Below are 22,755 nucleotides of genomic sequence, written 5' to 3'. Positions count from 1 at the left end.
GTCAGGTCTTGGTCGAAGTGACGAAGGAGGGCAGCGGCGGGCTGCCTGCGGAGAGCGTCAGCACTTCGTAGCCGGTCTCGGTGACGAGCACCGTGTGCTCCCACTGGGCCGACAGCGAATGGTCGCGCGTGACGATGGTCCAGCCGTCGTACTGGCCGCCCTTGAAGTCTTCCTTCACGTCGCGCTTGCCGGCGTTGATCATCGGCTCGATGGTGAAGATCATGCCGGGCTTGAGTTCTTCCATGGTGCCCGGGCGGCCGTAGTGCAGCACCTGGGGTTCTTCGTGGAAGCGCTGGCCCACGCCGTGGCCGCAGAACTCGCGCACCACCGAGAAGCCCTGGCCTTCGGCGAACTTCTGGATCGCGTGGCCCACGTCGCCCAGGTGCGCGCCGGGGCGCACCTGCAGGATGCCGTGCCACATGGCTTCGAAGGTGATACTGCACAGGCGCTTGGCTGCGATGGAGGCGTCGCCGATCACGTACATGCGGCTGTTGTCGCCGAACCAGCCGTCCTTGATGACGGTCACGTCGACGTTCATGATGTCGCCCTTCTTCAGGGGCTTGTCATTGGGAATGCCGTGGCACACCACGTGGTTCACCGAGGTGCACAGCGACTTCGGGTACGGGACGCTGCTTGCGCCCATGTATCCCACCGTGGCCGAGGTGGTGCCCTGCTTGACCATGTACTCGGCGGCGAGCCGGTCGACATCGTTGGTCGTGATGCCGGGCTTGATGAGGGGCGTGAGGTAATCCAGCACCTCGGAAGCCAGGCGGCAGGCGACCCGCATGGCTTCGATGCCCGCAGCGTCTTTGTAGTTAATGCTCATCCCCGAATTATCCCATTCGGCAAGCTAAAATTCCGGGCTAACGCGGATGGCCCCAGTCAGCGGCCATCTGCCTCGATTCCTTGATTTCCAACGCGGCCCCCGAGGCCCCATCGACCGTGACGCAGCCCGCACCTCAAGCCCTTCCCGTCGTAACCATGTTCGAGGGCGGCAGCGCGCTCAGCGACTTCCGCGCACGCCAGCTGCTGCCGAAGCTCCAGGCCATCGAACCGCGCATCGAGGGCATTTCGGCCCGTTTCGTGCACCTCGTGGTCACCGATGCGGCGCTGGATTCAGCCGGCCGCGAGCGCTTTGCGGCGCTGCTGACCTACGGCGAGCCCTTCGAGGCGCCGGCCAAGGCTGGCACCTCGGTGGTGGTCACGCCCCGCCTGGGCACGGTGTCGCCCTGGGCCTCCAAGGCCACCGACATTGCCCATAACTGCGGCCTGGCCTTGCGCCGGGTCGAGCGCGTTACCCAGTACCACCTGAAGCTCAAGGCCCCGCTGATTGGCAAGGCCCCCGTGATCGAAGGCGACACGCTGGCCGCCGTGGCCGGCCCGCTGCACGACCGCATGACCGAATCGGTGCTGGCCACCGTCGATCAGGCCGCAAGCCTGTTCAGCGAGCTGCCTGCCCAGCCGATGGCGCAGGTCGACGTGCTGGCCGGCGGCCGTACGGCGCTGGTGGCAGCCAACACCGGTTTCGGCCTGGCGCTGGCCGAGGACGAGATCGACTACCTGGTCGATGCCTTCACCCGCCTGGGCCGCAACCCCAGCGACGTCGAACTGATGATGTTCGCGCAGGCCAACAGCGAGCACTGCCGCCACAAGATCTTCAACGCCGACTTCACCATCGACGGCAAGGCGCAGCCGCAAAGCCTGTTCTCGATGATCCGCCACACCGAGAAGCAGAACCCGCAGCACACGGTGATCGCCTATGCGGACAACGCCTCGGTCATGGAAGGCGCGACCATCGAGCGCTTCATTCCCGCGACCGGCTCGCAGAGCTATCAAAAAGATAGCGCCCTGAGCCATGTGCTGATGAAGGTCGAAACGCACAACCACCCGACCGCCATTTCGCCGTTCCCGGGCGCATCGACCGGCGCAGGCGGCGAAATTCGCGACGAAGGCGCCACCGGCCGTGGTTCCAAGCCCAAGGCCGGCCTGACCGGCTTTACCGTGTCGAAGCTCTGGCCCGAAGAAGGCCACTACGGCAAGCCCGAGCACATCGCCAGCCCGCTGCAGATCATGACCGAGGGCCCGCTGGGTGGCGCCGCGTTCAACAACGAATTCGGCCGTCCCAACTTGCTGGGCTACTTCCGCGAATACGAGCAGACCGTGGCGAGCGACCTCGACACCGTGCAGCGCGGCTACCACAAGCCCATCATGATCGCGGGCGGCTTGGGGCAAATCGACGCCGCGCAGACCAAGAAGATCCGCTTCCCGGCCGGCTCGCTGCTGATCCAGCTCGGCGGCCCCGGCATGCGCATCGGCATGGGCGGCAGCGCCGCCAGCTCGATGGCAACCGGCGCCAATGCGGCCGAGCTCGACTTCGACTCGGTGCAGCGTGGCAATCCCGAAATCGAGCGCCGTGCGCAAGAGGTCATCAACCACTGCTGGCAGCAGGGCGCGGCCAACCCGATCCTGGCGATCCACGACGTGGGCGCCGGCGGCCTGAGCAACGCCTTCCCCGAACTGACCAACGACGCCGGCCGCGGCGCGCGCTTCGACCTGCGCGCCGTGCCGCTCGAAGAGTCGGGCATGGCGCCGAAGGAAATCTGGTGCAACGAAAGCCAGGAGCGCTACGTGCTGGCCATCGCGCCGGAATCGCTCGACCAGTTCAAGTCCTTCTGCGAGCGCGAGCGCTGCCCGTTCTCGGTGGTCGGCGTGGCGACCGAAGAACGCCAGCTGCTGGTGGCCGACGAGGGCGCACAGGTGCAGCCGGTCGACATGCCGATGGACGTGCTGCTCGGCAAGCCGCCGAAGATGCACCGCGACGTCAAGACAGTGGCCCGCAGCTTCAAGCCGCTCGACCTCACGGGCGTCGACCTGCAGAAGGCCGCCATCGACGTGCTCGCGAATCCGACCGTGGCTTCGAAGCGCTTCCTCATCACCATCGGCGATCGCACCGTGGGCGGCCTGAGCCACCGCGACCAGATGGTCGGCCCGTGGCAGGTGCCCGTGGCCGACTGCGCCGTGACGCTGGCCGACTACAAGGGCTTTGCCGGCGAAGCCATGAGCATGGGCGAGCGCACGCCGCTGGCCGCGCTCGACGCACCGGCCTCGGGCCGCATGGCCGTGGCCGAGGCCATCACCAACCTGCTGGCCGCGCCGATCGAACTCTCGCGCGTCAAGCTGTCGGCCAACTGGATGGCCGCCTGTGGCGAGCCCGGCGAAGACGCCGCGCTGTACGAGACCGTCAAGGCCGTTGGCCTGGAGCTGTGCCCGGCGCTCGGCGTGTCGATTCCGGTCGGCAAGGATTCGCTGTCGATGCGCACGCAATGGAAGGACGGCGCCGAGGCCAAGAAGGTCACGTCGCCCGTGAGCCTGATCATCACCGCCTTCGCCTCGCTGGCCGACGTGCGCGGCACGCTCACGCCGCAGCTCGACGCCGAAGAAGCCGACACCACGCTGGTGCTGATCGACCTGGGCCAGGGCAAGCACCGCATGGCCGGCAGCATCCTGGCGCAAACGTTGGGCCAGAGCGGTGACACCGTGCCTGACCTCGACGACCCGGCGCAGCTCGTGGCGCTGGTCAACGCCGTGAACGCGCTGCGCGCCGACGGCAAGATCCTCGCGATGCACGACCGCAGCGACGGCGGCCTGTTCGCCACAGCCTGCGAAATGGCCTTTGCGGGCCACGTTGGCGTGGCGCTGAACGTCGACATGCTGGTCACCGAAGGCGACGGCATTTCCGACAGCCGCATGGAAACCGGCGACGCCAAGAACTGGGCGCAGCAGGTCAGCGCGCGGCGCGAAGAACTCACGCTCAAGGCGCTGTTCAACGAAGAGCTGGGCATGGTGCTGCAGGTGCGCACCGCCGAGCGCAACGACGTCATGCAAGTGCTGCGCGCTCACGGCCTCAGCACGCACAGCCACTTCATCGGCAAGACGCGCCCCGCCAGCTCCACCATGGATGCGGGCAAGGGCAAGGTCGAAGTCTGGCGCGACGCCAAGTCGGTGTTCAGTGCCAGCCTGCACGACCTGCAACAGGTGTGGGACTCGGTCAGCTGGAAGATCGCCCGCGAGCGCGACAACCCAGCCTGTGCCGATGCTGAGCACGCCGCAGCCGGCGTGCCGAGCGATCCGGGTATGCACGTGTTCCTGCCGAATGCGCAGCCTGCCGCTCCGGCCATCCTGCAGTCGCGCCCCAAGGTCGCGATCCTGCGCGAGCAGGGCGTCAACTCGCACGTCGAGATGGCCTACGCCTTCACCGAGGCCGGCTTCGAAGCCTTCGACGTCCACATGACCGACCTGCAGACGGGCAGGGCGGACCTCGCCAACTTCAAGGGCGTGGTCGCCTGTGGCGGCTTCAGCTACGGCGACACACTGGGCGCTGGCATCGGCTGGGCGCGCAGCATCACCTTCAACCCGAAGCTGGCCGAGCAGTTCAAGACCTTCTTCGGCCGCACCGACACCTTCGGCCTGGGCGTGTGCAACGGCTGCCAGATGTTCGCCGAGCTGGCCGACATCATTCCCGGCGCCGAGGCCTGGCCGCGCTTCACCACCAACCAGAGCGAGCGCTTCGAGGCGCGCCTGTCGATGGTCGAAGTGCTCGAGTCGCCCAGCATCTTCTTCGCGGGCATGGCCGGCAGCCGCCTGCCGATCGCGGTGGCGCATGGCGAGGGCTATGCCAACTTCAAGCATCGTGGCGACGCCGCCAAGGCCATCGGCGCGATGCGTTTCGTGGACAACCATGGCCAGCCCACTGAGCAGTACCCGTTCAACCCGAACGGCAGCGCCAACGGCCTGACTTCGGTGACCACGCGTGACGGCCGCTTCACCGCGGTGATGCCGCACCCCGAGCGTGTGTTCCGCAACATCCAGATGAGCTGGACCTCGGGTGACAAAAGCGATCTGAGCCCGTGGATGCAGATCTGGCGCAATGCCCGCCGCTGGGTGGGCTGAAGCCGAAGCCGATGCTCGACCTCGATCACCCGCGAAGCCGGCACGTGCTGGAAGCGTCGCGTGTCGAGGATCTGATCCGCAAGCTGTTGCTCGCATGGCGTGAAGACGAGGCGGCAGCTTCGTCCGCGCGCACTGAGATCCTGCAGACGCTGCTTCCGCAGCTGGAGGCGCTCAACGCCGCGCACTTCGGCGCATCGAAGAAAATCTACCGCACGCTCGACGCGCTGGGCCGCGCGGTGCAGGGCGCGGATGCCGGGAAGGCATGGCGGGCGTTCGCAGCGCTCGACGGACCGGGCGACAACTTCGGCACCTGGGCGATCTGAATAGAGACACCCACAAAAAAGCGGCCCGTAGGCCGCTTTTCTTTTGCCTGGATCGAGTTACTCGACCTTGGCCTTGGCGCGCAGGTCTTCCTGGTACTTCTGCAGGCGCTGCTGCTGCAGTTGCTGCGTGATCTGCGGCTTCACTTCTTCCAGCTTCGGCAGTTGGGCCTGGCGGATGTCGTCGACGCGGATGATGTGATAACCGAACTGGGTCTTGACCGGAGCGGGGGTGGTCTCGCCCTTCTTGAGCTTGATCATCGCTTCCGAGAACTCGGGCACGAAGCTCGCGGGGTTGGCCCAGTCGAGGTCGCCGCCGTTGGCGCCCGAACCCGGGTCCTTGCTCTGCTTCTTGGCGATGTCTTCGAACTTGGCGCCCTTCTTCAGGTCGGCCATGATCTTCTTGGCCTGGTCTTCGGTCTCGACCAGGATGTGGCGGGCCTTGTATTCCTTGCCGCCATTGGCCGCCACGAACTTGTCGTACTCGGCCTTTACGTCGGCGTCCGAGACCGGGTTGGTCTTGCGGTAGTTCTCGAACAGTGCGCGGATCAGGATGGCCTGGCGGGCGAGTTCGAGCTGGTTCTTGTAGTCGTCGCTGGCGTCCAGGCCCTGCTTTTGCGCTTCCTGCATGAACACTTCGCGCGCCACGATTTCCTCGCGCAGCTGGCTCTGCATTTCAGGCGTCACCGGGCGGCCTGCGGCTGCCAGTTGCTGGGCCAGAACGTCCATGCGGGCCTTGGGCACCGGCTTGCCGTTCACGATGGCTGCGTTCTGCGCCAGAGCCGCCATGGACGTGGCACCGAGCAGCACTGCGGCCGCGACGGCCTGCAAGATTTGTTTTTTCATGGAATGAATATCGAGCTGGAAAGGAAATGCGCGTGTAGGAAAAGGCGCGGGAAAGAAAGCAGGGATAGGGAAGAAAAGAAGGGGAGCAACGGCCGGTGCAAACGCGGCGTGCGATCCGGTGGACGACTCAGAGCACCTCGATGGCGATGGCGTGCAGACCCTGTGCGATAAAAACCTGGAGGGCATCATACACAAGCCGATGTCGCGCCACGCGGGGCTTCCCTTCGAACAGAGGGGAGGCGATGCGCACGCGGAAATGGGTGCCGCGGCCCTCCGCGTTGGCGCCCGAATGGCCTGCGTGGGCGGCGCTCTCGTCGATCACTTCGAGCTGCGTGGGGCTAAGCGCCTCGCGCAGCGCGGCTTCGATGTCGGCGGCTGTGGGCAGCAGTGTGGTGCTCGTCGTCATGCCGTCGGCTTGTCTTCGTTCTTCAGGTGCGGCGCGATGTACAGGCCCTGCGCCACCAGGAAGACGATGGGGAACACATAGCCCCAGAGCTTGAAGTTGACCCAGGCCTCGGTCGTGAAGTACGCCGCCACGTAGCCGTTGATGATGGCCATGAACAGGCAGTAACCGATCCACGCCACATTGAGCCGGCCCCAGATGCGGTCGGGCAACTCGAGCTGCGAGCCCAGCAGCATCTTCAAAAAGTTCTTCTTCAGCGCCCAGAGCGCCACGGCCAGCGCAATGGCCATTGCGCCGTACAGCACCGTCGGCTTCCACTTGATGAAGCGGTCGTCGTGCAGAGCCAGCGTGAGCGTGCCGAACAGCAGGATCAGCACCAGCGTGGCTTTCTGCATGGCCTGCAGCTTGCGCTCGGTGGCGTAGATGATCGCCATCTGCACGACAGTGGCGGCCATCAGCACGCCGGTGGCGGTGTAGATGTCGCCGAGCTTGTAGGCGCCGAAGAACAGCAGGATCGGGAAGAAGTCGAGGAGCAGTTTCATTTTTTCTGGAAGTCGAGCGACGCCGAGTTCATGCAGTAGCGCAGGCCGGTTTCGGTGGGTCCGTCGGGGAACACGTGGCCCAGGTGGGCGCCGCAATTGGCGCAGACGTTCTCGGTGCGCACCATGCCGTGCGAGCGGTCGACGATGTTGCGGATGGCACCGGGCACGGCTTCTTCCGAGAAGCTGGGCCAGCCGCAGCCCGCGTCGAACTTGGTCGTCGACTCGAACAGCTTGGCGCCGCAGCACACGCAGTGATACGTGCCGTCGTCCCAGTGCGCTTCGTACTTGCCGGTGAAGGGGCGTTCGGTGGCGGCGTGGCGCGTTACCTCGAAGGCAGCGGGCTCGGCGCCTTTTTCAGCGAGCAGGGCTTTCCATTCGGCGTCGGTTCTCTGTACGGGAGTGGTCATGATGAGCAGCTGATTTCGATCGTGGAGGCCCAGTCGGGCGGGAAGCCGGCCAGTGCGTCGGCGTCGGGATGTTCTTCAAATGGGGACTGGAGCACAGCCAGCAAGGTTGCCACAGCCGAGTGGTCCTTTTGCTGACTTGCTTCGATGGCTTGCTGTCCCAGGTGGTTCCGCAGCACGAATCCGGGATTCGATTTGAGCATCAGATCGGCAGCTTGCGCGCGCCCAGCGGGCGTATGGCGCTCCGAAAACGCTAGCGCCCATGCATCGAAACCCTCGCGGTCCAGGAACAGGTCGCGCACCGGCTCGACGTTGCCGTCGGCCATGTAGTTCGAGAGCCGTCGCCAGAAGATCGTGTAGTCGACCTTGCCCGCGGCCAGCAGCTTGAGCACACCCTCGATGAGCGCGCGGTCGCCTTCGGCCGCCTCGGCAAGGCCCAGCTTGGCGCGCATGCGGCCTTCGAACTCGTTCGGGAACACCGTCTTGTAAGACTCAAGCGCGGCCACCGCCACTTCCTGGTCGCCGATCAGCGGCAGCAGCGCCTGCGCCAGGCAGAACAGGTTCCAGTAGGCGACGTTGGGCTGCTGGTTGAAGGCATAGCGCCCGTTGGTGTCGCTGTGGTTGCAGATGTGGCGCGGATCGAAGCCGTCGAGGAACTGGAACGGGCCGTAGTCGATGGTGAGCCCGAGGATGCTCATGTTGTCGGTGTTCATTACCCCGTGGCAGAAGCCCACGGCCTGCCATCGGGCGAGCAGGGCGGCGGTGCGCTCGCTCACGGCTTCGAGGAAGGCTGCGTACGCGTTGCCGTTGAAGCGGTCGGTGGTGCGGCACGCCGGGTAGTAGCGGTCGATGACGTAGTCGGCCAGCGCGCGCAACTCGTCTTCACGCTGGTTGGCCGCGAAGTGCTCGAAGTGGCCGAATCGGATGAAGCTGGGCGCCACGCGGGTCACGACGGCCGAGCTTTCGGGCTCCTCGCGGTACACGCGGGCGTCGGAGCCGGTCACGCAGAGTGCGCGGGTGGTCGGGATGCCGAGGCCGTGCATGGCCTCGCTGCAGAGAAACTCGCGGATGCTGGAGCGCAGCACCGCGCGGCCGTCGCCGCCACGCGAGTAAGGCGTGCGGCCCGCGCCCTTCAACTGCACTTCGAGCCCGCTTTCGGTCTCGCCGATCATGATGGCGCGCCCGTCGCCCAGCTGGCCGGCCCACACGCCGAACTGATGGCCGCTGTAGACCGTGGCAAAGGGGCGTGTGCCGGCGATGGGCAGGCTGCCTGTCAGGGCCGCCAGCGTTGCATCCGACGAATGCCAATCAGGCGGCAGGCCCAGCTCGCGGGCGACGGCTTCGCTGCGGCCCACCCAGTACGGATCGGGCAGCGGCGTCGGCCGCAATTCGGTGAGAAAGGCCGGGCCAAGGGTGGCGAAACCGGGTTTCCAGCGCAGCCCAAGGTCCGCGACCTCGGTGTCTTCAGCAAGCAAGCTCATGGGCGGATTGTCCGGCACAGCGCGTAACCCCTTGCCAAGCGGGCCATCGAGGCCCGTTGCACGAGTTCAGGCGGCTAGCGGCGCGGGGCTGTCCCAGATGCGAGCCCGGTACTGCGCCGGCGGCACGCCGAACCAGCGCTTGCAGGCGCGAAAGAAGTTGCTGGTGTCCACGAAGCCCAGCATGTCAGCCACGTCGGTCAGCGTGTGGCGGTCTTCCGCCAGGTACTGCTGCGCGAGCTCTCGGCGGGTGCGGTCTAGCAAACCCTGGAACGACACAGACTCTTCCTGCAGCCGCCGCTGCAGCGTGCGCTCGGCCAGTCCCAGGCCCGAGGCCACGTCCTGGCGGCGCGGCTCGCCGTGCTGGAGCCGGCGTGCGATTTCGGCGCACACCAGGCTGCTGGTGGTGGTCTGGCCCAGCAGATTGAGTTGATCGTCGAGCAGGTGCTCCTGCATCTCGCCGAGCACCGGGTGGAAGGTGGGCAGCGGCATCGTCATATCGGCCGTCGACAGCAGCAGCCGGTTGGCGACGGCGTTGAAGCGCACTTCGCAGCCGAAGGCCTCGCGGTGCAGCCGGTCGTTGGCCGGCGCGGGGTACACGAACTCCATGGCCAGCGGCTGCAGCTCGCGCCGCGTGAGCCACTGGCACTGCATGAACACGGTCAGCAGGGCGTATTCGACGCGCTGGCGCGGAATCGGCAGGCTGCCGCCGGTGTGCTCCATCACCATCCAGCAGCCGCGCGGCTCGGGGTGCATCGAGAAGGCGGTCGCGTCCGAGATCACCGCCATGTAGCGCGTCAGCCGTGTGAGCGCAGCGCCCAGGTCTGGGCTGCAGGCCATCGCGTGACCGACCGTGCCCAGCTTGCTGTGCGTGGCGGCCAGGTCGCGGTGAAGGCCCAGCGTGGGCTTGCCGGCGCGCGCTACCGCGAGCTGCCAAAGGACCGAGATCTCGTCGACCGGGATGCGCGTGTTCTGGCGGTGCAGTGAATCGGGGTCGAAGCCGGCATCGCGCAACAGCGAAGGCACGTCCAGCCCCTCGGCCTCGAACATCGACAGCACGCCCTCTAGCCACGCGGCCGAGCTGGTGCGCAGCTCCGGCTGCGGCATGCTGCCGGCCCGTCGCTGCGGCCCGCGTTGGCGGTGCGACAGGGAGGCTCCTGAAGTCATTCGTTTGGCTTCCTTGCGATAGCGGTGAAAACGATGCCGGTTTCTAGAATTTTTTGCGTGCTCGGCGGCCCGGAGTATGGGTGCCGCGCACCAGGCCAGGAATTCCGATTAACCCGGTGTGGAGACAAAAACATGAAGACAGAGACAACGGCACAAAACCAGGGTGCAGCAAGAAAAACGGCGGTGGGCAAGGCCATCGCCACCATGGCGGCAGCGGCGGCCCTTGCGGCCCTCTCGGCCTGCGGAGGCGGTTCATCCGGTTCGTCCGGCTTCACCTTCCTGCCGAGTGCGCCCCCACCGGCGCCAGCGCCCCCGGCTCCGCCTCCAGCCGACGGCCCGATGGTGCGCCAGACCACGGCCGGCAAGATCGAAGGCGTGGACGACGGCGCCAGCTCGGGCACCTACTACTGGAAGGGCGTCCCGTTCGCCCAGCCGCCCGTAGGCGCGCTGCGCTGGCGCGCACCGGTCGCGCCCGAAGCCTGGAGCGATATTCGCCAGACAACCAAGTTCGGCAATGCCTGCCTGCAGATCGGCCGCATCTTCAGCCCCGGCCTCAACAACACATACGACGCCACCGTCGGCACCAACCTCGGCAAGCCGGTCGGCAGCGAAGACTGCCTGTTCGTCAACATCTGGCGACCGGCGACGGACGAGAAGAACCTGCCCGTGCTGCTGTTCGTGCATGGCGGCAGCAATATCTCGGGCTACACGGCCGACCCGCTGTACGACGGCGCAAAACTGGCGAAGGCCGCCAACGCGGTGGTCATCACCGCCAGCTACCGCCTCGGCATCCTGGGCTTTCTCAACATGCCGCAGCTGAAGCCGGGCGGCACCGCGGGCGACGACTCCGGCAACTTCGCGCTGCTCGACAACATGGCGGCGCTACGGTTCATCCAGAACAACGTTGCCAACTTCGGCGGCGATCCGGGCAACGTCACGCTGTCGGGCGAGTCGGCCGGCGCCACCAACCTGCTGTCGGTCATGACCTCGCCGATGGCCAAGGGCCTGTTCCACAAGGCCTTCGAGATGAGCGGCGGCATTTCGCTCGCGAGCAACCTGCCGCCCGGTACGCTGCCTTCGCTGTCGCCGGCCTCGACCTCGCTCGCGCAGGGCGCGGCCATCCTGGAGAAGCTGCTCGTAGCAGACGGCACCGCCGCCGACGCGACCGCTGCCAAGGCCTACATCGCCACCCGCACACCGGCCCAGATCGCCGAGTACCTGCGCGCGCAGGACGGCGGCAAGATGCTGGGCACCGTGGTCGCCGCGGGGCTGGGCTCGGTCGGGCCCATTCCAGATGGCACCGTGATCCCGACCGACCCCATCGGCGCCATCGCGGCCGACCAGTACGTGAAGGTGCCCATGCTCGCCGGCAACACGCGCGACGAGGGCAAGCTCTTTGCCTCGCTGCTGGGGACCATCGGCTTTCCGACCTCGGGCTGGATCGTCAACGACGCCCAGCGCTTCTCGCTGATGTTCAACTTCGACCCCGATGCCGCACCCACGCTCACCGTGAACGACATCATCGACCCGTTCTACCTTCCGGTAGACAAGCCCGGCACCGGCTACAACGCAGCCACCGCGCTCGTCACGAAGGGGCTGTTCGAGGCCAACCGCAGCAACCTGCTCGACACGATGAAGACGCGCCAGTCGAACATCTGGCACTACCGTCTCGACTGGTCGCAGGAAGCGGCGCCGTGGAATGACGTGTATGGCGCCTCGCACGCCTTCGACCTGCCGTTCGTGTTCGGCAATTTCGGTCCCTCGGTGCTGTCGAACGTCATGGGCGGCAAGGCCAACGAGAAGGGGCGGCTGGCGCTGTCGAACGCCGTCATGGCCAGCATCGGCGCCTTCATGCGCAAGGGAGATCCGAACACGCCCGAACTTGGTGCGACCTGGGCGCCGTGGCCCGCGCAATTGCTGCTCGACGCCACGCCGCTGGCGGCCAAGATCACGCCGGTGCAATGAGCCGCTTCGTTCAATCGTGCAGTGCGGGTTTGTGTCATTGTGGAAGTGGCCGAAGCTTGCGTGAATCCGTTGTCCGCAGGTTTTCATGAAGTCATTTCACATAGGAGTTCGTAGATGCTGGGTTTGATGCAAGACCAACCGCTTTTGATCTCGTCGCTGATCGAGTTCGTCGAGCGCCACAACGGCGACGGCGAGATCGTCTCGCGCCGTGTCGAAGGCGACATCCACCGCTGCACCTGGAGCGACATCGCATCGCGCGCCAGGCAGGTGGCCAACGCACTGGACGGCGAGCAGTTGCTGTTCAGCGACCGCATCGCCACCCTGGCCTGGAACGGCTATCGCCACCTGGAGCTGTATTACGGTGCGAGCGGCAGCGGCCGCGTGCTGCACACCATCAACCCGCGCCTGCACCCCGACCAGATCGCGTGGATCGCCAACCATGCCGAAGACCAGATCCTGTGCTTCGACCTCACGTTCCTGCCGCTGGTGCAGGCCGTGCATGCGCGCTGTCCCACGATCCGGAAATGGGTTGCACTGTGTGATGCGGACAAGCTCCCCGCCGACAGCGGCGTGCCCAACCTCGTGAGCTACGAAAGCTGGATGGGCGCGCAGTCCACCGACTACGAGTGGCCCAGCTTCGACGAGAACTCCGCCTCGAGCATGTGCTACACGAGCGGCACCACGGGCAACCCGAAGGCCGCGCTCTACAGCCACCGCTCGACCATGCTGCATGCCTACGCCGCGGCCTTGCCCGACGTCATGCGCCTGTCGGCACGCGACTCGGTGCTGCCGGTGGTGCCGATGTTCCACGTCAACGCCTGGGGCATTCCGTACTCGGCGGCGCTGGTGGGCTGCAAGCTCGTGTTCCCCGGCCCGGCGCTGGACGGCAAGTCGGTGTTCGAGCTGATCGAAGGCGAGGGCGTGACCTTCGCGGCGGGCGTGCCCACCGTGTGGCAGATGATGCTCGGCCACATGCAGGCGAACGGGCTGAAGTTCAGCAAGCTCAACCGCACCGTCATCGGCGGTTCGGCCTGCCCGCCGGCCATGATCAAGGCGTTCCAGGAGAACTACGACGTCGAGGTGCTGCACGCCTGGGGCATGACCGAGATGAGCCCGCTGGGCACGCTGTGCACGCTGAAGAACAAGCACCTGTCGCTGCCGGCCGATGCGCAGCTGCAGATCCGCATGAAGCAGGGCCGCGCCATCTTCGGCGTCGACATGAAGATCATCGACGGCGACGGCAAGGAACTGCCGTGGGACGGCAAGGCCTATGGCGACCTGCTGGTCAAGGGCCCGTGGATCGTCAAGGAATACTTCAAGGGCGAGGGCGGCAATCCGCTGATTCCCGACGAGCAGAACCGCGGCTGGTTCCCCACCGGCGACGTGGCCACCATCGACGCCGAGGGCTATCTGCAGATCACCGACCGCAGCAAGGACGTGATCAAGTCAGGCGGCGAGTGGATCAGCTCCATCGAGATCGAGAACATCGCCGTCGCGCACCCGGCCATCGCCATGGCCGCGTGCATCGGCGTGTTCCATCCGAAGTGGGACGAGCGGCCGATCATCGCGGTCGTGAAGAAGCCCGGCGCCGAAGTCACGCGCGAAGAGCTGTTGAAGTTCTACGAGGGCAAGACTGCCAAGTGGCAGATCCCGGACGACGTGGTGTTCGTCGAGGCCATTCCGATCGGCGCCACCGGAAAGATCCTCAAGACCAAGCTGCGCGAGCTGCTGAAGGACTACAAGCTGCCGACCCTCTGAAGACAAGGACACGAGCCAAGCCCACCCGCACTGTCGCCTACGCGATAGGAAAGCCGCCCCGGCGGCCTTCCTTCCGGGCATTCCCTGTGCGGCGAAGAAAAGGGCGCTTGTACGCTGGCATTCCGCCTTTCACACTGGAGACTCTTCATGCAATTTGCTATCAAGTCAGTAGCTGCCTGTGCAATGTTGGTGAGCGCTGCCGCTGCATTCGCTCAGAAGGGCGAGACCGTCAAGATCGCCTGGCTCGACCCGCTGTCGGGCCTCATGGCCGCGGTCGGCACCAACCAGCTCAAGACCACGCAATTCCTTGCTGAAGAGTTCAACAAGAAGAACCAGTCGGGCGTGAAGTTCGAGATCATCGCGCTCGACAACAAGCTCAGCCCGCAAGAGACCACCGCCGCGCTGCGTTCCGCGCAAGACCAGGGCGCGCGCTACATCATGCAGGGCAACGGCTCCGGCCCCGCGCTAGCCATCATCGACGCCGTCGAGAAGAACAACGCGCGCAATCCGGGCAAGGAGCTGCTCTACATGAACTACGCTGCGGTCGACCCCGACCTGACCAACAGCAAGTGCAGCTACTGGCACTTCCGGCTGGACGCCGACACCTCCATGAAGATGGAGGCGCTGACCACCTGGATGAAGGACCAGCCTGACATCAAGAAGGTCTACATCCTCGGCCAGAACTACGCCCACGGCGTGCAGGTGTCCAAGTTCGCCAAGGAAGACCTGAAGGTGAAGCGCCCCGACATCCAGATCGTGGGCGACGACCTGCATCCGCTCGCGCAGGTGCGCGACTTCTCTCCGTACATCGCAAAGATCAAGGCTTCGGGCGCCGACACCGTCATCACCGGCAACTGGGGCTCCGACCTGTCGCTGCTCATCAAGGCGGCCAACGACTCGGGGCTGAACGTCAAGTTCCTGACCTACTACGCGCCGGGTGCGGGCACGCCCACGGCCATGGGCGCCACTTCCGACGGCAAGGTCTACACCGTCGCCTACGCCCACTACAACATGGGCGGAGAAATCCAGCAGCTGCTCGCCGGCTACAAGAAGCGCATGAATGACGACCTCACGCAGTCGTCGATCTATCACGTGTTCGCACTGCTCGATGCCGCCTTCGCCAAGACCAAGTCGACCGACCCGGTCAAGGTGGCCGCGGCGCTGGAGGGCATGAAGATCAAGAGCTTCAACGGCGAGGTCGAGATGCGCAAGGCCGACCACCAGCTGCAGCAGGGCCTGTACATCTCGCGCTGGGAAAAGGCCAGCGCCAAGTACCCCTACGACGCGGAGAACACCGGCTACACGAACGTTCCCGTGAAGTACTACGAATCGTACGTGGCGAGCACGCCCACGTCGTGCCAGATGAAGCGCCCCTAGGCGTCTTTGTGAACGCGTTTCCTACCCATTGGTAGCAGCTGTCTACCAACGGGTAGCAAATTGGAGAAACGCGGTGTCGCATGCGCGATAGAAACGGGCCTTTGCAGCACCCCTCTTACGGGCATTCCCTGAGGAGTGGGGCTGCAAACGCTTGTACTCTCGTGCGGCGTTTTGAATCGGTTTGACCAGGAGATATAGATTGAAGTTCGCTCTGAAAATCGCTACCGCGGCCGTCATCGCGGCAACCGCCACCGGCGCCCTTGCCCAGAAGGGTGAAACCGTCAAGATCGCATGGCTCGACCCGTTGTCGGGCCTCATGGCCGCGGTCGGGACGAACCAGCTCAAGACCTTCCAGTTCTTTGCCGAAGAGTTCAACAAGAAGAATGCGGCAGGCGTGAAGTTCGAGATCATCGGCATCGACAACAAGCTCAGCCCGCAAGAGACCACCAGCGCACTGCGTTCGGCCCTCGACCAGGGCGCGCGCTACATCGTGCAGGGCAACGGCTCCGGCCCTGCGCTGGCCATCATCGACGCGCTCGAGAAGAACAACGCGCGCAATCCCGGCAAGGAAGCGCTGTACCTGAACTACGCCGCCGTCGACCCCGACCTGACCAACAGCAAGTGCAGCTACTGGCAGTACCGCTTCGACGCCGACACGTCGATGAAGATGGAAGCGCTGACCACCTACATGAAGGACCAGCCGGAAATCAAGAAGGTCTACCTGCTCAACCAGAACTACGCGCACGGCCAGCAGGTCTCCAAGTTCGCCAAGGAAAACCTCAAGAACAAGCGCCCCGACGTGCAGATCGTCGGCGACGACCTGCATCCGCTGGCCCAGGTGCGCGACTTCGCGCCGTACATCGCCAAGATCAAGGCCTCGGGCGCCGACACCGTCATCACCGGCAACTGGGGCTCCGACCTCGCGCTGCTTATCAAGTCGGCCAACGACTCGGGCCTGAACGTCAAGTTCTACACCTACTACGCCGTGACCAGCGGCACGCCGACCGCCATGGGCGCTGCGTCCGACGGCAAGGTGTACCAGGTCGGCTATGCCCACTACAACATGGGCGGCGACATGCAGAAGTACGCCGAAGAGTTCAAGAAGAAGTTCAACGACGACCTCTACACCACCGACGTCTACACCGTGTTCCAGGCGCTGACCGAAGCCTTCGTGAAGACCAAGTCGACCGACCCCGTCAAGGTTGCCGCCGCCATGGAAGGCATGAAGTTCAAGAGCTTCAACGGCGAGATCGAACTGCGCAAGACCGACCACCAGGCACAGCAGGGCCTGTACATCGCCAAGTGGGAGAAGGCCAGCGCCAAGTACCCGTACAGCCCGGAGAACACCGGCTACACGCTGGCCCCGGTGAAGTACTACGACGCCTACGTGGCCAGCACGCCCACCTCCTGCCAGATGAAGCGGCCCGGCGGCGCCTCCTGATCGCTGTCTGATCGCCACCTGACAGGTCGAGGCCCGACTTCAACACTCGGGCCTTTTTCTTTTTTACCTGACACGAAAGACCGATGAACGTCGAATTCTTCGTCATCTCGCTGCTCAACGGCGTGAGCTACGGCTTGCTGTTGTTCATGCTGAGCTCTGGCCTCACGCTGATCTTCAGCATGATGGGCGTGCTCAATTTCGCGCACGCCAGCTTCTACATGCTGGGCGCCTATTTCGCCTACACGCTGTCGGGCGTCGTCGGTTTCTGGCCGGCGCTCTTCATCGCGCCGCTCTTGGTGTTCGCGCTGGGCGCGGCCTTCGAGCGCTACTGCCTGCGCCGGGTCCACAAGTTCGGCCACGTGCCCGAGCTGCTGGTGACCTTCGGTCTTTCGTACCTGATCCTCGAACTCGTGCAACTGGTGTGGGGCCGCTCCACGGTGCCGTACGGCCTGCCGTCGGCGCTGCAGGGCCCGCTCTTCTCGCTCTACGGCACGCAGTTTCCCAAGTCGCGCTCGTTCATCATGCTGGTGGCGGTGCTGATGCTGGTGTCGGTGTGGCTGCTGCTCACGCGCACGCGCATCGGCCTGGTCATCCAGGCGGCGTTGAAGCACCCCGACATGGTCGAGGCGCTGGGCCACAACGTGCCGCGCGTGTTCATGCTGGTGTTCGGCGGCGGCGCAGCGCTGGCTGGCCTCGCGGGCGTGGTCGGCGGCAACACCTACGTCACCGAGCCGGCCATGGCGGGTTCGGTCGGCTCCATCATCTTCGTGGTGGTGGTGGTCGGCGGCATGGGCTCGCTGGCAGGCGCCTTCCTGGCCTCGCTGATCATCGGCGTGGTGCAGACTTTCGCCGTGGCCATGGACCAGTCGCTCGCCACCGGCCTGCAGGCGCTCGGCGTGGCGGTGAGCGACCAGACCTTCGGCTATGAACTGCTGAAGCTCACCATTTCGCAGGTGGCACCGATCCTGCCGTATCTGTTCCTGGTGCTGATTCTCATCTTCAGGCCCAAGGGTCTTCTCGGAACGCGGGAGGACTGACGCCATGAACACTGCAACCACCACAACCACGCCAGCCGCTTCGGCCAACAAGGCGCCGACGCAGTACTACCGCTTCAAGCCGCTGAACATCGGCCGCATCCTGATCTGGTCTTTCTTCGCGCTGTTGCTGATCGTGGCGCCGATGATCTTCACCAGCAGCCTGGCTCTCACCATGCTGTCGCAGATCGGCTACCTCATCATCATCTGCCTGAGCTACAACATGCTGCTGGGGCAGGGCGGCATGCTCAGCTTCGGGCATGCGGTGTACGTGGGCCTGGGCTCGTTCATCGCCATCCACGCGATGAACCTGGCCAGCGCCGGCAAGCTGCCGATTCCGCTGGTGCTCATCCCGCTCGTGGGTGGCCTGGGCGGCATGTTCTTCGCCGTGGTGTTCGGCTACGTGTCGACCAAGAAGTCGGGCACCACCTTCGCGATGATCACGCTCGGCCTCGGCGAGCTGGTGGCCGCCATGGCGCTGATGTTCCCGAGCTTCTTCGGCGGCGAGGGCGGCATCACCACCAACCGCGTGTACGGCGCCTCGGTCTTCGGCATCAACTTCGGGCCGCAGAACCAGGTGTATTACCTGATCGCCGTGTACTGCTTCATCTGCACCGGGCTGATGTTCGCCTTCACCGGCACGCCCCTCGGGCGCATGCTGAACGCGGTGCGCGACAACCCGGAGCGCGTGGAGTTCATCGGCTACAACACGCAGCGCGTGCGCTACTACGCCTTCATCATCGCGGGCTTCTTCGCGGGCATCGGCGGCGGACTGGCGGCCATCAACTTCGAGATCGTGAACGCGGCCGACAGCCTGAACGGGCTGCGCTCGGGCAGCTACCTGCTGTTCACCTTCCTGGGCGGCGCGACCTTCTTCTTCGGGCCGATCATCGGCGCGGCGTTGCTGGTGTTCGCGCTGGTGCTGCTGTCCGAGCTCAGCAAGGCCTGGCTGCTGTACGTGGGCCTGGTGTTCCTGCTGATGGTGATGTTCGCGCCCGGCGGCGTGGCCAGCCTGATCATGATGAACGTGCGCGTGGCGCTGTTCGGCAAGATCAAGCGCTTCTACGCACTCTACGTGGGCCTCTTCATCGGTGCGGCCATCATGCTCGCGGGCGCTGCCGCCATCGTCGAGATGATCTATCACATGCAGCTGAATGCGGCGCTCGGGCCCGTGGTGCCGCTCGCGGGCCTGCAGCTCGATACCTCATCGGCCACTAGCTGGATCATCGCGGTGGCGCTGCTGGCGGTGGGCCTGGGCGTGTTCGAGGTGGTGCGCCGGCGCTTCGCGAAGGTCTGGGGCCATGCACAGGAAGAAATCGAAGCCGAGATCAAGCGGCGGGAGACGGCATGACCTATTCACTTGAACTCAAGAACCTGCGCAAGAGCTTCGGCAAGACCGACATCATCCGCGGCGTCGATCTGGCCGTGACGGCCGGCGAGCGCATCGCCATCATCGGGCCGAACGGCGCGGGCAAGTCCACGCTGTTCAACCTGATCAGCGGGCGGCTCACGCCCACCAGCGGCGAGGTGCTGCTCAACGGCCAGCGCATCGACGGCATGAAGCCGTACGAGATCAACCGCATGGGGCTGTCGCGCAGCTTCCAGATCACCAACATCTTCCCGAAGCTCACCGTCTTCGAGAACCTGCGCTGCGGCGTGCTGTGGAGCCTGGGCTACAAGTACACCTTCCTGCGCTTTCTCTCGAACCTCGACGACGCCAACGAGCGCACCGAAGAGCTCATCAGGCAGATCGGCCTGGAGAAGAAGCGCGACGTGCACGCGGTGAACCTCACTTACGCCGAGCAGCGCGCGCTGGAAATCGGCGTGACCATTGCGGGCGGCGCCAGCGTCATCCTGCTGGATGAGCCCACGGCGGGCATGAGCAAGACCGAAACCTCGCACTTCATCTCGCTCATCAAGCACGTCACGGTCGGCAAGACTCTGCTGACGGTGGAGCACGACATGGGCGTGGTCTTCGGGCTGGCCGACAAGATCGCGGTGGTGGTGTATGGCGAAGTCATTGCCTTCGACACGCCTGCTGCCGTTCGTGCGAATGCGCGCGTGCAGGAGGCCTACCTCGGCTCGTCGGTCGCGGATGCACAAGGGGCGGGACACTGACATGCTGAAGCTCAAAGACATCCACGCCTACTACGGCAAGAGCCATGTGCTGCACGGCGTTTCGTTCGACGTGAACCCCGGCGAAATCGTCGCGCTGCTGGGCCGCAACGGCTCCGGCCGCTCGACCACGGCCAAGGCCATCATGGGCCTGGTGCATGCCGAGGGCGGCCTGCACTGGAAGGGGCAGGACATCCTGCGTCGCAAAGCCTACGAGATCGCCCATTTCGGCATCGGCTACGTGCCAGAGAACCGCGACATCTTCCCCAAGCTCACGGTGCACCAGAACCTGCTGCTGGGGCAGAAGGGCTCGGGCAAGGGCAGCCGCTGGTCGTTCGACGACATGTACGGCATGTTCCCGCGCCTGAAGGAGCGGCAGCACACCGAAGCGGGCGTGCTCTCGGGCGGCGAGCAGCAGATGCTCACGCTGTGCCGCACGCTGATGGGCGACCCCGATCTCATCATCATCGATGAGCCCACCGAAGGCCTCGCGCCCAAGATCGTCGAGCTGGTGGGGCAGTACCTGCGCACGCTGAAGGACAAGGGCATCTCGGTGCTGCTGATCGAACAGAAGCTCACCATCGCGATGCAGATTTCAGACCGCGCGCTCGTCATGGGCCACGGCAGCATCGTGTTCGACGGCACGCCGGACAGCCTCCGCGCCGACGCCACCACTCGCAAAGAGTGGTTGGAGGTTTGATACCCCCAGGGGATTCGGGCTACGCCCCGGATCCCCTTGTCTCTCCAGCGACTGCGTGCCATTGTTGGGCCACGCGAAACGCCTAGAATCCCCGAAAAAGAACACTCGTGCTTTTTCTTCTTTTTCTTCACACACCAAGGAACGCAGCATGACGGCTGAATACAAAGTGCTCGGCGATATCGCCGTGATCACACTGACCAACCCTCCGGTCAACGGTCTCGGTTTCTCGACACGCATCGGCATCACCGATGGCCTGTCGAAGGCCAATGCCGACGACGCCGTCAAGGCCATCGTCATCACCGGCGCCGGCAAGGCTTTCTCGGGCGGCGCGGACATCAAGGAGTTCGGCACGCCCAAGGCGCTGCAAGAGCCCAACCTGCTGAGCGTGATCCTCGCGCTCGAAGCCTCTCCCAAGCCCATCGTCGCATCCATCCACTCGGTGTGCATGGGCGGCGGCCTTGAACTGGCCCTGGGCTGCCACTACCGCGTGGCTGCTCCCGGCACCAGCGTGGCACTGCCTGAAGTCAAGCTGGGCCTGCTGCCCGGCGCTGGTGGCACGCAGCGCCTGCCGCGCGTGCTCGGCGTGGAAACCGCACTGAACATGATCGTCAGCGGCGAGCCCGTGAAGAGCGAACTGCTCGCGAGCCTGCCCGGCCAGAAGCTGTTCGACAAGCTGGCTGCCTCGGCCGAATCGGTGTTCGAAGAAGCCGTGGCCTTCGCCAAGAGCGTGGCCGGCAAGACTGGTGAAGCGCTGCCGCTGGTGCGCAACCTGCCGTGCAAGCACCCGCAGGGCGACGCCTACTTCCAGTTCGCCAAGAACATGGTCGGCGGCATGTCGAAGAACTACCCGGCGCCGCTGAAGTGTGTCGACGCCGTGCAGGCCGCAACGAAACTGAAGTTCGACGAAGGCATGGCCGAAGAACGCCGCCTGTTCACGGCGCTGATGTTCACGCCCGAATCGCTGGCCCTGCGCCACCTGTTCATGGCCGAGCGCGCCGCGAGCAAGATTCCCGACGTGCCCGAAGACACGCCCAAGCGCGAGATCAAGGCCGTTGGCGTGATCGGCGCCGGCACCATGGGTGGCGGCATCTCGATGAACTTCCTGAACGCGGGCATCCCCGTCAAGATCCTCGAGATGAAGCAGGAAGCGCTCGACCGCGGCGTTGCCACCATCAAGAAGAACTACGAAGCCCAGGTCAAGAAGGGCAAGCTCAAGCAGGACAAGTACGAGCAGCGCATGGCGCTCCTGAGCACCACGCTGAGCTACGACGACCTGAAGGACGCCGACCTCATCATCGAGGCCGTGTTCGAAGAAATCGGCGTGAAGGAAAAGGTCTTCAAGGAACTCGACCGCGTGGCCAAGAAGGGCGCGATCCTGGCCTCGAACACCTCGACGCTCGACGTCGACAAGATCGCCTCGTTCACCGACCGTCCGCAGGACGTGGTCGGCATGCACTTCTTCAGCCCCGCCAACGTGATGAAGCTGCTCGAAGTGGTGCGCGGCAAGGCCACCGCCAAGGACGTGCTCGCCACGGTCATGGACATCGGCAAGAAGATCAAGAAGACCTCGGTGGTCTCGAGCGTGTGCGACGGCTTCATCGGCAACCGCATGATCGAGCAGTACTCGCGCCAGGCAGGCTTCCTGCTGGACGAAGGCGCCACGCCGCAGCAGGTCGACAAGGCCGTCGAGAAGTTCGGCTTTGCCATGGGCCCGTTCCGCATGGGCGACCTGGCCGGCAACGACATCGGCTGGGCCATTCGCAAGCGCCGCGCCACCGAGCGCGCCGACATGAAGTACAGCCGTACGGCCGACAAGCTCTGCGAACTGGGCCGCTTCGGCCAGAAGACCGGGGCAGGGTGGTACGACTACCAGGCCGGCAAGCGCGATGCGATTCCGTCGGAACTCGTCAACAAGATGATCGAGGACCACCGCAAAGAGCTTGGCATCACGCCGCGCAAGATCTCCGATGAAGAGATCGTGCAGCGCCTGGTGTACGCACTGGTCAATGAAGGTGCGCACATCCTGGAAGACGGCATTGCCTCGAAGTCTGGCGACATCGACATGGTGTACCTCACCGGCTACGGCTTCCCGATCTGGCGCGGCGGCCCGATGCACTACGCGTCGCAGGTCGGCCTGTACAACGTGGCCGAGACGATGAAGCGCTTTGCCAAGAACCCGCGTGATGACGGCGCGTTCTGGCAGCCCGCACCGCTGATCCAGAAGCTCGTGGCCGAAGGCAAGCAGTTCAGCTGAT

At 65.1% G+C, this 22,755-nt stretch carries 18 protein-coding genes; 11 read left to right on the top strand and 7 right to left on the bottom strand.

What is annotated here, in order from left to right; translation table 11 throughout:
* Position 1 precedes the first annotated feature (1 nt).
* Positions 2-826, bottom strand: coding sequence for a type I methionyl aminopeptidase (gene map / locus ACZYSP_RS03160; protein ID WP_093056906.1), 825 nt, complete (start codon positions 824-826; stop codon positions 2-4).
* A gap of 155 nt (positions 827-981) precedes the next feature.
* Here map and purL point away from each other — a divergent pair, with 155 nt between their 5' ends.
* Together purL and ACZYSP_RS03150 are read left to right on the top strand one after the other, a co-directional pair.
* Positions 982-4,950, top strand: coding sequence for a phosphoribosylformylglycinamidine synthase (purL, locus tag ACZYSP_RS03155; protein ID WP_093074009.1), 3,969 nt, complete (start codon positions 982-984; stop codon positions 4,948-4,950).
* 11 nt (positions 4,951-4,961) lie between these two features.
* Positions 4,962-5,273, top strand: a complete 312-nt coding sequence (locus ACZYSP_RS03150; RefSeq protein ID WP_143062552.1) for a hypothetical protein — start codon at positions 4,962-4,964, stop codon at positions 5,271-5,273.
* 57 nt (positions 5,274-5,330) lie between these two features.
* On the opposite strand, the gene ACZYSP_RS03145 is transcribed toward ACZYSP_RS03150, so the two are convergent.
* The 6 genes from ACZYSP_RS03145 to ACZYSP_RS03120 form a co-directional block, all read right to left on the bottom strand.
* Entirely contained in the window at positions 5,331-6,116 is a 786-nt protein-coding gene (locus ACZYSP_RS03145) for a peptidylprolyl isomerase (protein ID WP_093074013.1), read from the bottom strand.
* A 127-nt stretch (positions 6,117-6,243) separates the two neighbouring features.
* Positions 6,244-6,522: a BolA family protein gene (locus ACZYSP_RS03140; RefSeq protein WP_093056903.1), complete on the bottom strand. Its 279-nt coding sequence runs from the start codon at positions 6,520-6,522 to the stop codon at positions 6,244-6,246.
* The gene (locus tag ACZYSP_RS03135) at positions 6,519-7,061 is read right to left on the bottom strand and encodes a septation protein A (RefSeq protein ID WP_093056902.1); all 543 of its coding nucleotides are present in this window, start codon (positions 7,059-7,061) and stop codon (positions 6,519-6,521) included. Before ACZYSP_RS03135 ends, ACZYSP_RS03140 begins: the two co-directional genes overlap by 4 nt.
* Positions 7,058-7,468 (bottom strand): peptide-methionine (R)-S-oxide reductase MsrB, encoded by a 411-nt coding sequence (msrB, locus tag ACZYSP_RS03130; RefSeq protein WP_093074015.1) that lies wholly within the window; start codon positions 7,466-7,468, stop codon positions 7,058-7,060. Before msrB ends, ACZYSP_RS03135 begins: the two co-directional genes overlap by 4 nt.
* On the bottom strand, positions 7,465-8,946 hold the full coding sequence (locus ACZYSP_RS03125) for a protein adenylyltransferase SelO (RefSeq protein WP_093074017.1): 1,482 nt from the start codon (positions 8,944-8,946) through the stop codon (positions 7,465-7,467). The genes msrB and ACZYSP_RS03125 overlap by 4 nt, the downstream gene beginning before the upstream one ends.
* 66 nt (positions 8,947-9,012) lie before the next feature.
* Positions 9,013-10,092, bottom strand: a complete 1,080-nt coding sequence (locus tag ACZYSP_RS03120) for an AraC family transcriptional regulator (protein ID WP_093075176.1) — start codon at positions 10,090-10,092, stop codon at positions 9,013-9,015.
* A 222-nt stretch (positions 10,093-10,314) separates the two neighbouring features.
* Here ACZYSP_RS03120 and ACZYSP_RS03115 point away from each other — a divergent pair, with 222 nt between their 5' ends.
* The 9 genes from ACZYSP_RS03115 to ACZYSP_RS03075 all read left to right on the top strand — a co-directional run bounded on the left by ACZYSP_RS03115 (position 10,315) and on the right by ACZYSP_RS03075 (position 22,754).
* On the top strand, positions 10,315-12,075 hold the full coding sequence (locus ACZYSP_RS03115; protein ID WP_489013664.1) for a carboxylesterase/lipase family protein: 1,761 nt from the start codon (positions 10,315-10,317) through the stop codon (positions 12,073-12,075).
* A 114-nt stretch (positions 12,076-12,189) separates the two neighbouring features.
* Complete coding sequence (locus ACZYSP_RS03110) at positions 12,190-13,833, top strand: 3-(methylthio)propionyl-CoA ligase (protein ID WP_489012948.1); 1,644 nt, start codon at positions 12,190-12,192, stop codon at positions 13,831-13,833.
* 147 nt (positions 13,834-13,980) lie between these two features.
* Positions 13,981-15,210, top strand: a complete 1,230-nt coding sequence (locus ACZYSP_RS03105) for a branched-chain amino acid ABC transporter substrate-binding protein (protein WP_093056898.1) — start codon at positions 13,981-13,983, stop codon at positions 15,208-15,210.
* 199 nt (positions 15,211-15,409) lie between these two features.
* Positions 15,410-16,651 carry a branched-chain amino acid ABC transporter substrate-binding protein gene (locus ACZYSP_RS03100; protein WP_093056897.1) on the top strand — a complete coding sequence of 414 codons (1,242 nt, stop codon included), beginning with the start codon at positions 15,410-15,412 and terminating at the stop codon, positions 16,649-16,651.
* 83 nt (positions 16,652-16,734) lie between these two features.
* Positions 16,735-17,688: a branched-chain amino acid ABC transporter permease gene (locus ACZYSP_RS03095; protein ID WP_093056896.1), complete on the top strand. Its 954-nt coding sequence runs from the start codon at positions 16,735-16,737 to the stop codon at positions 17,686-17,688.
* 4 nt (positions 17,689-17,692) lie between these two features.
* Complete coding sequence (locus tag ACZYSP_RS03090; RefSeq protein ID WP_093074021.1) at positions 17,693-19,036, top strand: branched-chain amino acid ABC transporter permease; 1,344 nt, start codon at positions 17,693-17,695, stop codon at positions 19,034-19,036.
* Complete coding sequence (locus ACZYSP_RS03085) at positions 19,033-19,803, top strand: ABC transporter ATP-binding protein (protein ID WP_093074023.1); 771 nt, start codon at positions 19,033-19,035, stop codon at positions 19,801-19,803. Before ACZYSP_RS03090 ends, ACZYSP_RS03085 begins: the two co-directional genes overlap by 4 nt.
* Before the next feature lies 1 nt (position 19,804).
* Positions 19,805-20,500 (top strand): ABC transporter ATP-binding protein, encoded by a 696-nt coding sequence (locus tag ACZYSP_RS03080; protein WP_093056893.1) that lies wholly within the window; start codon positions 19,805-19,807, stop codon positions 20,498-20,500.
* 148 nt (positions 20,501-20,648) lie between these two features.
* A complete protein-coding gene (locus tag ACZYSP_RS03075; RefSeq protein WP_489012947.1) occupies positions 20,649-22,754 on the top strand; it encodes a 3-hydroxyacyl-CoA dehydrogenase NAD-binding domain-containing protein in 2,106 nt (701 codons plus the stop codon).
* The last annotated feature ends 1 nt before the right edge of the window (position 22,755 follow it).

This window comes from Variovorax sp. F042 (assembly GCF_057814215.1).
The sequence above is the reverse complement of the archived record's forward strand: the minus strand, read 5'-3'. Positions and strand labels throughout refer to the sequence as shown.

Coding starts and splice junctions, on each gene's coding strand:
- ACZYSP_RS03095 (WP_093056896.1), top strand. CDS start 16,735: ATGAACGTCGAATTCTTCGTCATCTCGCTGCTCAACGGCGTGAGCTAC.
- ACZYSP_RS03135 (WP_093056902.1), bottom strand. CDS start 7,061: ATGAAACTGCTCCTCGACTTCTTCCCGATCCTGCTGTTCTTCGGCGCC.
- purL (WP_093074009.1), top strand. CDS start 982: ATGTTCGAGGGCGGCAGCGCGCTCAGCGACTTCCGCGCACGCCAGCTG.
- msrB (WP_093074015.1), bottom strand. CDS start 7,468: ATGACCACTCCCGTACAGAGAACCGACGCCGAATGGAAAGCCCTGCTC.
- ACZYSP_RS03145 (WP_093074013.1), bottom strand. CDS start 6,116: ATGAAAAAACAAATCTTGCAGGCCGTCGCGGCCGCAGTGCTGCTCGGT.
- ACZYSP_RS03115 (WP_489013664.1), top strand. CDS start 10,315: ATGGCGGCAGCGGCGGCCCTTGCGGCCCTCTCGGCCTGCGGAGGCGGT.
- ACZYSP_RS03090 (WP_093074021.1), top strand. CDS start 17,693: ATGAACACTGCAACCACCACAACCACGCCAGCCGCTTCGGCCAACAAG.
- ACZYSP_RS03085 (WP_093074023.1), top strand. CDS start 19,033: ATGACCTATTCACTTGAACTCAAGAACCTGCGCAAGAGCTTCGGCAAG.
- ACZYSP_RS03125 (WP_093074017.1), bottom strand. CDS start 8,946: ATGAGCTTGCTTGCTGAAGACACCGAGGTCGCGGACCTTGGGCTGCGC.
- ACZYSP_RS03080 (WP_093056893.1), top strand. CDS start 19,805: ATGCTGAAGCTCAAAGACATCCACGCCTACTACGGCAAGAGCCATGTG.
- ACZYSP_RS03110 (WP_489012948.1), top strand. CDS start 12,190: ATGCTGGGTTTGATGCAAGACCAACCGCTTTTGATCTCGTCGCTGATC.
- map (WP_093056906.1), bottom strand. CDS start 826: ATGAGCATTAACTACAAAGACGCTGCGGGCATCGAAGCCATGCGGGTC.
- ACZYSP_RS03150 (WP_143062552.1), top strand. CDS start 4,962: ATGCTCGACCTCGATCACCCGCGAAGCCGGCACGTGCTGGAAGCGTCG.
- ACZYSP_RS03105 (WP_093056898.1), top strand. CDS start 13,981: ATGCAATTTGCTATCAAGTCAGTAGCTGCCTGTGCAATGTTGGTGAGC.
- ACZYSP_RS03075 (WP_489012947.1), top strand. CDS start 20,649: ATGACGGCTGAATACAAAGTGCTCGGCGATATCGCCGTGATCACACTG.
- ACZYSP_RS03140 (WP_093056903.1), bottom strand. CDS start 6,522: ATGACGACGAGCACCACACTGCTGCCCACAGCCGCCGACATCGAAGCC.